The following is a 12,673-nucleotide window of genomic DNA, read 5'->3' on the forward strand; positions in this document are numbered from 1 at the left end:
CGGATGGTCCTCCAGGAAATGGATCATGTGCTCAGTCGTTCGGCTCGCACCCTGACGTATCGCGTCGGCGAGCTGGTGCACGTCTGCGCCATGTACCTGGGCATTGCCGTGCTGGTCACGATCGCCGCCTGCGTGGTCGTGCCCTCGATGCGCGCCCAGTTTAACCAGCTTTACACCGGACTCGTGCAAACCCTGCGTCCGGAAGCGGTGAAATACGACGCCTACAGCCAGGCCGTCTGGCCTGCCGAGCAGCAACTGCAGGATGAACCGGCGGACGACGCCAGCTTGACGCCGGCCGAGCAGCGCCAGGCCGTGTCGGCCTACCAGGGCTTCATGCGCAACCTGCGCGCCTCGGTGGCGGGCCAGCCGGTGGAAGGCGTGACGCCCGCCCAGATGCAGGCCCTGCGCAGCTACCTGGCCCGCAAGTACAAGATCGCCCATTCCGTGGCCGGGGCCCTGATCCACACCGCCTTCATCGTGGGCAAGGAAAAGAATCTGGATCCGCAACTGATCCTGGCGGTCATTGCCATCGAGTCGCGCTATAACCCGTATGCGGAAAGCCATGTGGGCGCGCAAGGCCTGATGCAGGTCATGACCAAGGTGCACAAGGAAAAATTCGACATCTACATGGAGGGCACGCTGGCGGTGCTCAGCCCCGAAGCCAATGTGCGCGTGGGCGCCCAGATCCTGTCCGACTGCATACGGCGGCGGGGCTCCGTCGAGGGCGGCCTGGCCTGCTATGTGGGCGCCACGGGGCCGAGCGACGGCGGCTACGGGGCCAAGGTCCTGGCCGAACGGCGCCGCATCGCACTGGCTTCGGGCATTCCCATCCGGACGGGCTGAGCCCGCCCGTGGTGTCAGCGTCCCAGGAAGCGGCCCAGGCGGGCGATGGCTTCCTGCAGGCGATCCATGCCGGTGGAGTAGGCCAGGCGCAGGGTGTAGGAGGCATGCGCATGGCCGAAGTCGCGGCCTGGCACGGCGGCCACGCCGGCTTCGTGCAGCAGCTGGTGCGAGAACGCGTCGCTGTCCTGGCTGTGCTCCCGGATGTCGGCGTAGATGTAGAAGGCGCCGTCGGGGCGCACCGGCACGCGCAGGCCCAGGCGCTCGAGCTCGGGCAGCAGGTAGTCGCGGCGCTGCTTGAAGGCCAGGCGGCGCTCTTCGTAGATGGCCATGGTTTCGGGTTCGAAGCAGGCCAGGGCGGCGTGCTGGGCCAGCGAGGGCGCGCAGATCGCCAGGCTGGAGGCCATGCGCTCGCAGACCGCCGTCATCCAGGCAGGGGCGATGACCCATCCCAGGCGCCAGCCCGTCATGTGAAAGTATTTTGAGAAGCTGTTGATGACGATGATGTCCTGATCCAGCGTCAGGGCGCTGAGCGGCGCCTCTTCATAGAACAGGCCCAGGTAGATCTCGTCCATGATGATGAAGCCGTCGCGGGCGCGCACTTCGGCGATCAGCTCTTTCAGGGCGGGGCGCGAGATGGTGGCGCCGGTGGGGTTGCTCGGCGAGGCGATCAGTACGCCGCGCGTGGCCGGGCCCCAATGTTCACGGATGTGCCGGGCGCTGAGCTGGAAGCGTTCTTCGGCGCTGGCCGGGATCAGGCGCGCCACGCCGCCGGCGGCCGTGATGAAGTTCTGGTTGGCCGGGTAGGAGGGGTCGGGCATCAGCACCTCGTCGCCCGGGTTGATCAGCGCCAGCGTGGCCAGCGACAGGGCGCCCGAGGCTCCGGCCGTGACCAGGATGCGGGACGGGTCCACGCGCGCGCGGAACTGCTGTTCGTAGTACAGCGCGATGCGTTCGCGCAGCGCTGCCAGGCCCGCCGGCGCCGTGTACTGGCCCAGGCCCTGTTCGGTCGCCCGGCGCAGGGCTTCCACGACTGGCTGGGGCGCGGTGAAGTCCGGCTCGCCTATGCCCAGGCTGATGATGTCGCGGCCGGCGGCCTGCAGGGCATTGGCTTGCTTGAAGAGTTCCACGGCGTGGAAGGGAGCGACCAGTTCGGTGCGGCTGGCGAGGCGGGACATACGGCAAATCTCGGGCAAAAAGTGTATTGTAGTGCCTTGCTCGAAAGGGCAGCGAGGCGGCCTGGACCGCGCGTGCGCGGCGCGCAAGGGTCGGCCTGTCTCAAGTTTAGGTCTGTTGCAGGAAAAGTCTATGGTTTCTCCGTCCCGGCGTGCATTTCTCATGGGGCGCCGCCCGCCCCAGACGGCCTGGCAGGCGTTTGGCTCGCGCCTGGCGGCCCGGGTCCAGGGCTCATTTCTCCAGTTGGATGACGCCGAGGGTCATGAGCAGGCCCGCCTGGCGCCCGATTCCAGCGCCGACGTGCATATCGCCCTGACCCTGGCCGCCGAGTACGGCATCACCCTGGGGCTGGACGGCGTGCCGCTGGCTGCCGAACCGCAAGGGCCGACGCTCTGGCTGGCGCCGGGACGCCAGATGGCGCGCTGCGAGCGCCTGGAGCCGGGCTCGCCCTTGTGGTTCGTGCAGCCCGGCTGCCTGCTGGGCGAGCTGGAGGCGCACGGCTTCGCGGGACTGGCCCACCTGCCGGCGGGCATGAGCGTGGGGGCCTGGCTGGCCGACCGCCGCCTGCATGCCTGGCCCGCGGGCCGCACGGCCCTGTCCGGGCTGCGGCACTGCTCTGTGCTGCTGGCCGACAATACCCAGGCGGCACTGGGGCCTTTCGGCGAAGCCAACCGCAATCCGCTCGACAGCCTGCGCCTGCAGCAACTGATTCCCGCCTTGTTCCAACTGATGTCCCGGCCGGATACGCAGGCCCTGCTGCAGGGCGAATGGCCGGGCCACGCATGGCCGGGCCGCTACCGGCTGGACGCCCTGCAGCCGGCGGCCGGCGACGGCATCAATCTGGCGCACCTGATGCTGGGCCATGGGGGCGATCTGGCCTGGGTGGAATGGCTGGTGCTGGACGAGAACCTGCAAGCCGGCGCTGACCCGGACGACTGGCGCTGGCCGGGCGAAGGCCAGTGCTGGCAGGCCCAGGATGTGGATAGCCAGGTGAAGGCCCTGTTCGATCCCACCGATCGTTTTTCCTATCCCGGCCAGGCGCTGTAGCCGATCTGTCCCGCCCGATTTCCCCAGCCTCATGCTCAAGGGCTAGAATGAACCCTGTCCCGTCCTGGCGAGGGGATGACGCCACTGGGGCCGGGGAATGACGATTCGCCGCCGGGCCGCCAGTTCGTTCAATGGTTTTTTGTGTAGGTGTACAGCATGGATGCCAATTTTCGGAAAGCGGCCCTGGAATATCACGAGCAGGGACGGCCCGGAAAGCTGTCGGTCATACCGACCAAACAATTGTCCAATCAGCGGGATCTGGCGCTGGCCTATTCGCCCGGGGTGGCGGCCGCCTGCGAGGAAATCGTCTCCGATCCGCAGAACGTGTTCCGTTTCACCGGCCGCGGCAACCTGGTGGGCGTGATCTCCAACGGCACCGCTGTGCTGGGCCTGGGCAATATCGGCGCGCTGGCCTCCAAGCCCGTCATGGAAGGCAAGGCCGTGCTGTTCAAGAAATTCGCCGGCCTGGACGTGTTCGACATCGAGATCAACGAAACCGATCCGGACAAGCTGGTGGACATCATCGCCGGGCTGGAGCCCACCTTCGGGGGCATCAACCTGGAAGACATCAAGGCGCCCGAGTGCTTCGAGGTCGAGCGCAAGCTGCGCGAGCGCATGAGCATCCCAGTTTTCCATGATGACCAGCACGGTACGGCCATCTGCGTGACGGCCGCCTTCCTGAATGGCCTTAGCGTGGTCGGCAAGGACATCAAGAAGATCAAGGTCGTGACTTCCGGCGCCGGCGCGGCCGCCCTAGCCTGCCTGGACCTGATGGTGGACATGGGCCTGCCCGAGGAAAATGTCTGGGTCACGGACATCGACGGCGTGGTCTACGCCGGCCGCCCCGGCCACCAGGTGCCCGAGCTGGCGCGCTTTGCCAAGCAGACCGAGGCTCGCACCCTCAATGACGTGATCGACGGCGCGGACGTGTTCCTGGGCCTGTCGGCCGGCGGCGTGCTCAAGCCCGAGATGCTCAAGAAAATGGCGGACAATCCGCTGATCCTGGCCCTGGCCAATCCCAATCCGGAGATCCTGCCCGAGGATGCGCACGCCGCGCGCGACGACGTGGTCATGGCCACCGGCCGTTCGGACTATCCGAACCAGGTCAACAATGTGCTGTGCTTTCCCTACATCTTCCGCGGGGCGCTGGATGTGGGCGCCACCACCATCACCCGCGGCATGGAGAAGGCCGCCGTGCACGCCATCTGCCAGTTGGCGCGCGAAGAGCAGGACGAAGGCGTGGCGGCCGCCTACGGCTTGCAGGAAGTCACCTTCGGTCCGGGCTTCTTCATTCCCCGCCCTTTCGATTCGCGCCTGATCGTGCGCATCGCACCCGCCGTGGCCAAGGCGGCCATGGACGAAGGCGTGGCCACCCGGCCCATCCAGGACTTCGACAACTACGTCTATCAACTGCGCCAGTTCGTCTACAAGTCGGGCTCGTTTATGAAGCCCATCTATTCCCTGGCCCGGGGCCTGGTGCAGGATGGCGGCAAGGCCCGCGTGGTCTTCACCGAGGGCGAGGACGAACGGGTCTTGCGCGCCGTGCAGATCATTGTGGACGAAGGCCTGGCCCGTCCCATCCTGGTCGGCCGACCCGCCGTGCTGCAGCAGCGCATCGAGCGCTACGGCCTGCGCCTGCGCCTGGGCGTCGATGTGGAAGTCACCAATCCCGAGCAGGACGACCGTTTCCACCAATACTGGACCAGTTACTGGGAGATCATGTCGCGGCGCGGCATCAGCAAGGAAATGGCCCGCGTGGAAATGCGCCGCCGCCCCACGCTGATCGGCGCCATGATGGTGCACCTGGGCGATGCCGACGGCATGATCTGCGGCACGGTGGGCCGCTATGAAAACCACCTGGAGCTGGTGGACCAGGTCATCGGCAAGGCGCCGGGCGTGCAGACCTACGCCGCCATGAACATCCTGCTGCTCAGCGAGCGCTCGGTGGCGCTGACCGATACGCACATCAATCACGACCCGGACGCCGCCCAGGTGGCGGAGATCACGCTGGCCGCGGCCCGCAAGATGCGCCAATTCAACATCGAGCCCAAGGTGGCGCTGCTGTCCAGCTCGAACTTCGGCACCAACGACGCGCCGGCCGGGGTGAAGATGCGCCAGGCCCTGGAAAAGGTGCGGATGCTGGATCCCACGCTGGAGGTGGATGGCGAGATGCATGGCGACTGCGCGCTGGACGAGAAGGCCCGGCTGCAGGTCCTGCCTACGTCCACGCTCAGCGGCGAGGCCAATCTGCTGGTCTGCCCGAACGTGGAGGCGGGCAACATCGCCTACAATCTGCTCAAGACGGCGGCCGGCGGCAATGTGGCCATCGGTCCTTTCCTGCTGGGCGCGCGCGCCCCGGTGCACATCATGACTTCCACGTCGTCCGTGCGGCGCATCGTCAACATGACGGCGGTCACGGTGGTGGACGCCAACGTGCCCGCCGACGCCTGATCCCGCGCCATGATCTTCCGCACCTCGTCTCCCGTCGCACTGGTCCTGAACGGGGGCGGGGCGCGCGGCGCCTACCAGGCCGGCGTGCTGGCCGGCCTGCTGGAGATCCTGGATCCGCAGCGTAATCCGGACTTCACCAATCCATTCGACATCATCTGCGGTTCCTCGGCCGGCGCCATCAATGCGGCGGGGCTGGCCTGCAAGGCCGACAAACCCCATGAAGGTGTGGACCACATACAACAGCTGTGGGGCTCGCTGAACAGCCACCACATCTTCCATGCCGATCCGGTGCTGCTGCTCAAGACCAGCCTGCACTGGCTGGCCACGGTGTCGCTGGGCTGGCTCGCGCCGCGCCTGCGCGAGCACACGCCCCATTCCCTGCTGGACAATGCGCCTTTGCGCCGCCTGCTGAGGAAAATCTGGACTTCGAGCGGCTGCAGCGCAATCTGGCCTGCGAGCACCTGGGCGCGCTGGCCATCACGGCGGCGGCCTACACCACGGGCGAACACCTGACTTTCTACCAATCCGACCGGCGCATCCGCTCCTGGTCGCGCAACCTGCGCCGGGCCATATCGGGAGCCATCGGCGTAGAACACCTGATGGCCTCGAGCGCCATTCCCTTTGTTTTCCCGGCCCAGCCTCTGATGGTGGAAGGGCAGGTGCAATGGTGCGGCGACGGCACCATGCGTCAGCTCGCGCCCATCAGTCCCGCCATCCACCTGGGGGCGCACAAGGTTCTGATCGTGGGCACGGGCTATGCCGACAATACCTACCGCAGCGAGAAGCCGTCCGACCCTCCCTATCCGTCCCTGGCGCAGATCAGCGGCTATGCTTTATCCAACATATTCCTGGACAGCGTGTCAATGGATATCGAGCGCATGGAGCGCATAAATACGCTACTTGCGTACATGCCAGCAAATGTATTACAAAGCCAATCGCTGCGTCCTGTCAGCACGTTTGCCATCACTCCCAGCCGCTCGCTGGACGAAATTGCCATCCGGCATATCCATCAGATGCCAACTGCTGCGCGTACCCTATTTCGAGTACTTGGTGTATCTTCAAAGTCCGGTCCGACTACAGGCGGCGCATTAATCTCATATTTGTTATTCGAGTCCGGCTACACCCAAGAGCTGATCGAGTTAGGAAAGACCGATACCATGAGTCGTCGTGAAGAAGTGTTAGCGTTTTTTAAGGAGACGTCGAAATGAGCCAGGACCTTACTTTGCAAGCTGTCTTGCAGAAGGGCGGTTTGCTCGACGCAGGCGGCCTGAAGGCCGCCGATTTCCTGGAGCAGGCCCAGGCCCACGGCCTGACGGCCATGGTGGAGGAGTGCGACCGGGCGCGCAACCGCTCGGCGGTGTTGCGCGCCGTGGTCAAGGCGGTGGATTTTCCCGAGTTCTTCGGCGGCAATCTGGACGCCTTGTACGACTGCCTGTGCGATACCGTACTGGACCAGAAGAGCGGCCTGGCCCTGTGGTTCGACAATCTGCATTCGGGCGATCCCGCCCTGGAAAAAGACGCCCAGGCCATCTTGCGCGTCTGCGACGACGTGCATGAGTGGGCCTCCAACAACGATCGCCGTTTTGTCTATGCCGTGCTGCATGCCGGCAAGCACCCCGACCCCGAGCCAGGCGTGGACCCCGTGCCGTATTCGGGCCAGGACGAAGACTGATCCCGCGCTCACGCGCGTGAGTGCGCTACAGGACAAATGAAAACTCCGGCCTTGAGCCGGAGTTTTTTTATCAGCCTGCGCGGCGTGGGGGCCCTTTTCATTCCCAGCCCTGCAGCGCGCTGATGGCCGCGCCCAGGGCCAGGGCGGCAGTCTCGGTGCGCAGCACCCGCCGGCCGAAGCGGATGGCCTGGGCCTGCGCGCGCAGCGCGGCCTCTTGTTCCTCGTCCGCCCAGCCGCCTTCGGGGCCGATCAGGATCACGATGTCCTGCTGGTCCGGTGAAATGGCCTGCGCCAGCGTCTGCGGCGCGTCGGGATCGCAGAACAGGTGCAGGCCGGTCCGGGGCTGGCGGAAATAGTCCGCCAGGGTCAGGGGTTCGGACAGCGTCATCAGGCGGTTGCGTCCGCACTGTTCGCTGGCCGATTCGATCACGCGCTGCCAGTGCGCCAGGCGCTTGGCCTGGCGCTCGGCATTGAGCTGCAGGACGCTGCGCCTGGCGCGGACGGGTACGAAATGGCAGACGCCGATCTCCACCGCCTTCTCGATGATCCAGTCCATCTTGTCGCCCGAGGCGATGCCCTGCAGCACGGTGATGCGGCCAGCCAGCTCGGTGGCCGGGGCCTGGGCCTGGCCCAGGAAGGCATAGCCCTTCTTGCCTTCTATGCGCAGCGAGGCCGGGTACTGGGCGCCCCGGCCGTCGAGCAGCACGATGTCGGCGCCGTTGGCGAGGCGCAGCACGCGGATGGCGTGATGAGCCAGCGCCTCGGGCAGGGCGACATGAGCGCCGGACTCCAGGGGAAGGGGATGATAGAAACGGGGAGCGGCCATATCCGGACACCAAGGAACACAAAAAACGGCACAAGCATACCGTACCCCGGCGGCAGCGTGTCGCGGCGGTTTAGCGCCAGCAATGCTAAAATAGCGCGCTTTATAAACTAATCCCGGCCGTGGGCCGTCCGCAACGCCGGACCCGCTGCTGCCCGCGCCCCAACGAGCTTCTAATGGATCTTGCGTCAGCCTCTGATAAAACCCTAGCCAACGCCATCCGCGCCTTGTCTATGGATGCCGTGCAACAAGCGAATTCCGGTCACCCCGGTGCGCCCATGGGCATGGCCGATATCGCCCAGGTTCTGTGGTCCAGGCACCTGAAACACAACCCCTCGGACCCTGCCTGGTTTGATCGCGACCGCTTTGTGTTGTCAAACGGCCACGGTTCCATGCTGATCTATGCCTTGCTGCACCTGACGGGCTACGACCTGTCCATCGAGGAACTGCGCAATTTCCGCCAGATGCATTCGCGCACGCCAGGCCACCCCGAAGTGGGCATCACGGCCGGCGTCGAGACCACCACCGGGCCTTTGGGCCAGGGCCTGGGCAACGCCGTGGGCTTCGCCCTGGCCGAAGCCCTGCTGGCGCGCGAGTTCAACCGCGAAGGCCACGACATCGTGGACCACCTGACCTGGGTGTTTGCCGGCGACGGCTGCCTGATGGAAGGCGTGTCCCACGAAGCCTGCTCCCTGGCCGGGACCCTGAAGCTCTCCAAGCTGATCGTGTTCTACGATGACAACGGCATCTCCATCGACGGCCAGGTGAAGAACTGGTTCGGCGACGACACGCCCGCGCGCTTCGAAAGCTACGGCTGGAACGTGATCCGCGCCGTGGACGGCCACGACGCGGCCTCCATCGAGGCCGCCATCGAGCAGGCCCGGCGCAACGCCTCCGAAGGCGCCGGCCCCACCCTGATCTGCTGCCGCACCGTCATCGGCAAGGGCGCGCCCAATGCCGCAGGCTCCGAGAAAGTGCACGGCGCTCCGCTGGGCGCCGATGAAATCGCCGCCACGCGCGCCGCGCTGGGCTGGAACCATGGTCCCTTCGAAATTCCTCAGGATATCTACCAGGCCTGGGACGGCCGCGAGAAGGGCGCCGCCCTGCAGGCCGGCTGGCAGTCGCGTTTCGACGCCTACCGCCAGGCCCACCCCGAGCTGGCCGCCGAACTGGAGCGCCGCCTGAAGGGCGAGCTGCCCGAGGGCTTCGCCGCCAAGGTGCAGGAGTTCATCGCCGCCACCGCCGAAAAGGCCGAAACCGTGGCTTCCCGCAAGGCTTCGCAATTCGCCATCGCCGCGCTGGTGGAGCTGCTGCCCGAGATGCTGGGCGGCTCGGCCGACCTGACCGGCTCCAACTTCACCGACTGGAAGGGCGTCCAGGCCGTGCGCGCCCACGAAGACGGCGTGCACTTCGGCCGCCACATCAACTACGGCGTGCGCGAGTTCGGCATGGCCGCCATCATGAACGGCCTGGCCTTGCACGGCGGCTACCTGCCGTTCGGCGGCACCTTCCTGACCTTCTCCGATTATTCGCGCAACGCCATCCGCATGGCCGCCCTGATGAAGCAGCGCGTGGTGCACGTGTTCACCCACGATTCCATCGGCCTGGGCGAAGACGGTCCCACCCACCAGTCCATCGAGCATGCCAACAGCCTGCGCCTGATCCCCAACCTGCACGTCTGGCGTCCCTGCGACACCACGGAAACCGCCGTGGCCTGGGCCTGCGCCGTGGAGCGTCCGGCCAGCATCGGCATGGACGTGCGTGACGGCGGCCCCAGCGCGCTGCTGCTGTCGCGCCAGAACCTGCCTTTCGTGGCCCGCGACGCCCAGACCATTCAGGACATCCGTCGCGGCGGCTACGTGCTGCGCGATGCCGAAGGCGCCCGCGCCATCATCATGGCGACCGGCTCCGAAGTGGCCCTGGCGCTGCAGGCCCAGGAGCAGCTGGCCGCGCAAGGCATCGCGACCCGCGTGGTGTCGATGCCCGGCACCAACCTGTTCGATGCCCAGGACGCCCAATGGCGCGACCGCGTGCTCACGCCCGGCCTGCCGCGCGTGGCCGTCGAGGCCGGCACGACCGGGCTCTGGTTCAAGTACGTAGGCCTGGAAGGCGCCGTCGTGGGTATCGACACCTACGGCGAGTCCGCCCCCGCCGGCGTCCTGTTCAAGCATTTCGGCCTGACGGCGGACAATGTCGCCGCGGCGGTACAACGAATTCTGTAATTGGAGTCCCTGAAATGACGATTCGCGTCGCAATCAATGGTTATGGTCGCATCGGCCGCATGGTCCTGCGTGCCCATTACGAGTACGGCAAGAAGCACGACATCGAGATCGTGGCCATCAACGCCTCGGGCGGTGCCGAGATCAACGAACACCTGACTCGCTACGACTCGGTGCACGGCCGCTTCAACGCCGACGTCAAGCTGGACGGCGATCACCTGGTGGTCAACGGCGACCGCATCCGCCTGCTGAGCCAGCGCGATGCGCTGACCCTGCCCTGGGCCGAACTGGACGTGGACGTGGTGCTGGAATGCACCGGCGCCTTCACCTCCAAGGAAAAAGCCAGTGACCACATCAAGGCCGGCGCCAAGAAGGTCATCATTTCCGCGCCCGGCGGCAAGGACGTGGACGCCACCATCGTCTATGGCGTGAACCACGACATCCTCAAGAGCACGGACACCGTCATCTCCAACGCCTCCTGCACGACCAACTGCCTGGCTCCCCTGGTCGCTCCCCTGCACAAGGAACTGGGCGTGGTCAGCGGCCTGATGACCACCATCCACGCCTACACCAACGACCAGGTGCTGACCGACGTGCGCCACAAGGACATGCGCCGCGCCCGCTCCGCCACCAGCAGCATGATCCCCACCAAGACCGGCGCCGCCGCGGCCGTGGGCCTGGTGCTGCCCGAGCTGAACGGCAAGCTGGACGGCTATGCCGTGCGCGTGCCCACCATCAACGTCTCCATGGTGGACCTGACTTTCGTGGCCAGCCGCAACACCACGGTCGAAGAAGTCAACGGCATCCTCAAGAGCGCTTCCGAAGGCTACATGAAGGGCATCCTGGACTACTGCACCGAGCCCCTGGTGTCTATCGACTTCAACCACACCACGGCCTCCAGTACCGTGGACTCCCTGCTGACCAAGGTCACCGGCGGCAATATGGTCAAGGTCGCCGCCTGGTACGACAACGAATGGGCCTTCTCCATTCGCATGCTGGACAGCACGGTTGCACTGATGTCGGCCAAGTAAGCCGGCAGACCGGCAAGGGCGGGTCATCCCGCCCTTGTCACGTTAATTCCCACAACAAAAAATCATGTCTACTACCATCAAGACTTTGTCTGCGCTGGCCGACAGCGATGCGCTGCGCGGAAAACGGGTATTCATTCGCTCCGACCTGAACGTGCCGCTGCAGGACGGGCGCATCACCGAGGACACGCGCGTGCGCGCGTCCGTGCCGGCCATCCGCATGGCGCTGGACGCCGGTGCGGCCGTCATGGTCACCTCCCATCTGGGCCGCCCCAAGGAAGGCGAATTCACGGAAGCCGACTCCCTGGCTCCCGTGGCCCAGCGCCTGTCCGAGCTGCTGGGCATGCCGGTGGAACTGCGCCGCGACTGGCTCGACGGCGTGCAGGTCTCGCCCGGCCAGGTCGTGCTGCTGGAGAACTGCCGCTGCAACGTCGGCGAAAAGAAAAACAATCCTGAACTGGCCCGCAAGATGGCCGCCCTGTGCGATGTCTACGTGAATGACGCCTTCGGCACCGCGCATCGCGCCGAAGCGACCACGGAAGGCATCGCCCGCTTCGCGCCCGTAGCCTGTGCCGGTCCGCTGCTGGAAGCCGAACTGAAAGCCCTGAGCCGCGCCCTGCACGAACCTGCCCGCCCCCTGGTGGCCATCGTGGGCGGCGCCAAGGTCTCCACCAAGCTGTCCATCCTGCGCGCCCTGGCCGCCAAGGTGGACCAGCTGGTGGTGGGCGGCGGCATCGCCAATACCTTCATGCTGGCCAGCGGCCTGCCCGTGGGCAAGTCCCTGGTCGAGGAAAGCCAGTTGGACGAGGCGCGCGAAGTGATCCGCATCATGAAAGAGCGCGGCGCCGAAGTGCCCATCCCGGTGGACGTGGTATGCGCCAAGTCCTTTGCCGCGGATGCGCCCGCGCAGACCAAGTCGGCCGATCAGGTCCTGGACGATGACATGATTCTGGATGTGGGTCCGCAGACGGCCGGCCAGATCGCGGACATCATCGCCAAGGCCGGCACCGTGGTGTGGAACGGACCGCTGGGCGTGTTCGAGTTTCCCGCCTTCGCGCAGGGCACCGAAACCCTGTCGCGCGCCATCGCCTCCTCGTCGGCCTTCTCGATCGCCGGCGGCGGCGACACCCTGGCCGCCATCGCCCAGTTCGGCATCGGCGATCAGGTAGGCTACATCTCCACCGGCGGCGGCGCTTTCCTGGAGTTCCTGGAAGGCAAGCGCCTGCCCGCCGTGGCGGCCCTGGAAGACCGCGCCTGATTTTCAAGACGACCGCGTCATCCGGATTTACGGGGCGGCGCGGCGTTTTCAAATGCAGGCATGAAAGCCAGTCAGTCTTGTGCTGACTGGCTTTTTTAACGCCAGGCGGGTCGGAGGTTTCCGTGTCCTCGAGCGCTATCGGTCTGAATGGACTCAGCT

9 protein-coding genes and 1 pseudogene are annotated in these 12,673 nt (G+C 66.1%); 8 read left to right on the forward strand and 2 right to left on the reverse strand.

Annotation, left to right across the window (positions count from 1 at the left end; translation table 11 throughout):
- The first annotated feature begins 3 nt into the window (after positions 1 to 3).
- A complete protein-coding gene (locus ACWPWO_RS03925) occupies positions 4 to 843 on the forward strand; it encodes a transglycosylase SLT domain-containing protein (RefSeq protein ID WP_454004562.1) in 840 nt (279 codons plus the stop codon).
- Between the two features lie 14 nt (positions 844 to 857).
- Here ACWPWO_RS03925 and ACWPWO_RS03930 read toward each other — a convergent pair whose 3' ends face one another.
- Positions 858 to 2,018 carry a pyridoxal phosphate-dependent aminotransferase gene (locus ACWPWO_RS03930; protein WP_454004563.1) on the reverse strand — a complete coding sequence of 387 codons (1,161 nt, stop codon included), beginning with the start codon at positions 2,016 to 2,018 and terminating at the stop codon, positions 858 to 860.
- 130 nt (positions 2,019 to 2,148) lie between these two features.
- On the opposite strand from ACWPWO_RS03930, the gene ACWPWO_RS03935 reads away from it, so the two are divergent.
- From ACWPWO_RS03935 to ACWPWO_RS03950, 4 genes and pseudogenes are all read left to right on the forward strand, one after another.
- Complete coding sequence (locus ACWPWO_RS03935) at positions 2,149 to 3,063, forward strand: hypothetical protein (protein WP_454004565.1); 915 nt, start codon at positions 2,149 to 2,151, stop codon at positions 3,061 to 3,063.
- Between the two features lie 156 nt (positions 3,064 to 3,219).
- Positions 3,220 to 5,514, forward strand: coding sequence for an NADP-dependent malic enzyme (locus tag ACWPWO_RS03940; RefSeq protein WP_454004566.1), 2,295 nt, complete (start codon positions 3,220 to 3,222; stop codon positions 5,512 to 5,514).
- 9 nt (positions 5,515 to 5,523) lie between these two features.
- A pseudogene (locus ACWPWO_RS03945) lies at positions 5,524 to 6,722 on the forward strand (patatin-like phospholipase family protein).
- On the forward strand, positions 6,719 to 7,186 hold the full coding sequence (locus ACWPWO_RS03950; protein ID WP_454004568.1) for a barstar family protein: 468 nt from the start codon (positions 6,719 to 6,721) through the stop codon (positions 7,184 to 7,186). The pseudogene ACWPWO_RS03945 and the gene ACWPWO_RS03950 overlap by 4 nt, the downstream one beginning before the upstream one ends.
- 97 nt (positions 7,187 to 7,283) lie before the next feature.
- Here ACWPWO_RS03950 and ACWPWO_RS03955 read toward each other — a convergent pair whose 3' ends face one another.
- A complete protein-coding gene (locus tag ACWPWO_RS03955; protein ID WP_454004570.1) occupies positions 7,284 to 8,012 on the reverse strand; it encodes a 16S rRNA (uracil(1498)-N(3))-methyltransferase in 729 nt (242 codons plus the stop codon).
- Positions 8,013 to 8,185: 173 nt separating this feature from the next.
- On the opposite strand from ACWPWO_RS03955, the gene tkt reads away from it, so the two are divergent.
- The 3 genes from tkt to ACWPWO_RS03970 all read left to right on the forward strand — a co-directional run bounded on the left by tkt (position 8,186) and on the right by ACWPWO_RS03970 (position 12,514).
- Positions 8,186 to 10,231: a transketolase gene (tkt, locus tag ACWPWO_RS03960; RefSeq protein ID WP_454004572.1), complete on the forward strand. Its 2,046-nt coding sequence runs from the start codon at positions 8,186 to 8,188 to the stop codon at positions 10,229 to 10,231.
- A 14-nt stretch (positions 10,232 to 10,245) separates the two neighbouring features.
- Positions 10,246 to 11,259: a type I glyceraldehyde-3-phosphate dehydrogenase gene (gene gap / locus ACWPWO_RS03965; RefSeq protein WP_454004573.1), complete on the forward strand. Its 1,014-nt coding sequence runs from the start codon at positions 10,246 to 10,248 to the stop codon at positions 11,257 to 11,259.
- Between the two features lie 64 nt (positions 11,260 to 11,323).
- On the forward strand, positions 11,324 to 12,514 hold the full coding sequence (locus ACWPWO_RS03970) for a phosphoglycerate kinase (protein ID WP_454004575.1): 1,191 nt from the start codon (positions 11,324 to 11,326) through the stop codon (positions 12,512 to 12,514).
- Positions 12,515 to 12,673: the final 159 nt, after the last annotated feature.

The organism is Alcaligenes sp. Marseille-Q7550 (assembly GCF_965112015.1).

Bases quoted from the DNA above. Each gene is read 5' to 3' on its own strand.
- gap (WP_454004573.1), top strand. From the start codon at position 10,246: ATGACGATTCGCGTCGCAATCAATGGTTATGGTCGCATCGGCCGCATG.
- ACWPWO_RS03925 (WP_454004562.1), top strand. From the start codon at position 4: ATGGTCCTCCAGGAAATGGATCATGTGCTCAGTCGTTCGGCTCGCACC.
- ACWPWO_RS03970 (WP_454004575.1), top strand. From the start codon at position 11,324: ATGTCTACTACCATCAAGACTTTGTCTGCGCTGGCCGACAGCGATGCG.
- tkt (WP_454004572.1), top strand. From the start codon at position 8,186: ATGGATCTTGCGTCAGCCTCTGATAAAACCCTAGCCAACGCCATCCGC.
- ACWPWO_RS03955 (WP_454004570.1), bottom strand. From the start codon at position 8,012: ATGGCCGCTCCCCGTTTCTATCATCCCCTTCCCCTGGAGTCCGGCGCT.
- ACWPWO_RS03950 (WP_454004568.1), top strand. From the start codon at position 6,719: ATGAGCCAGGACCTTACTTTGCAAGCTGTCTTGCAGAAGGGCGGTTTG.
- ACWPWO_RS03935 (WP_454004565.1), top strand. From the start codon at position 2,149: ATGGTTTCTCCGTCCCGGCGTGCATTTCTCATGGGGCGCCGCCCGCCC.
- ACWPWO_RS03930 (WP_454004563.1), bottom strand. From the start codon at position 2,018: ATGTCCCGCCTCGCCAGCCGCACCGAACTGGTCGCTCCCTTCCACGCC.
- ACWPWO_RS03940 (WP_454004566.1), top strand. From the start codon at position 3,220: ATGGATGCCAATTTTCGGAAAGCGGCCCTGGAATATCACGAGCAGGGA.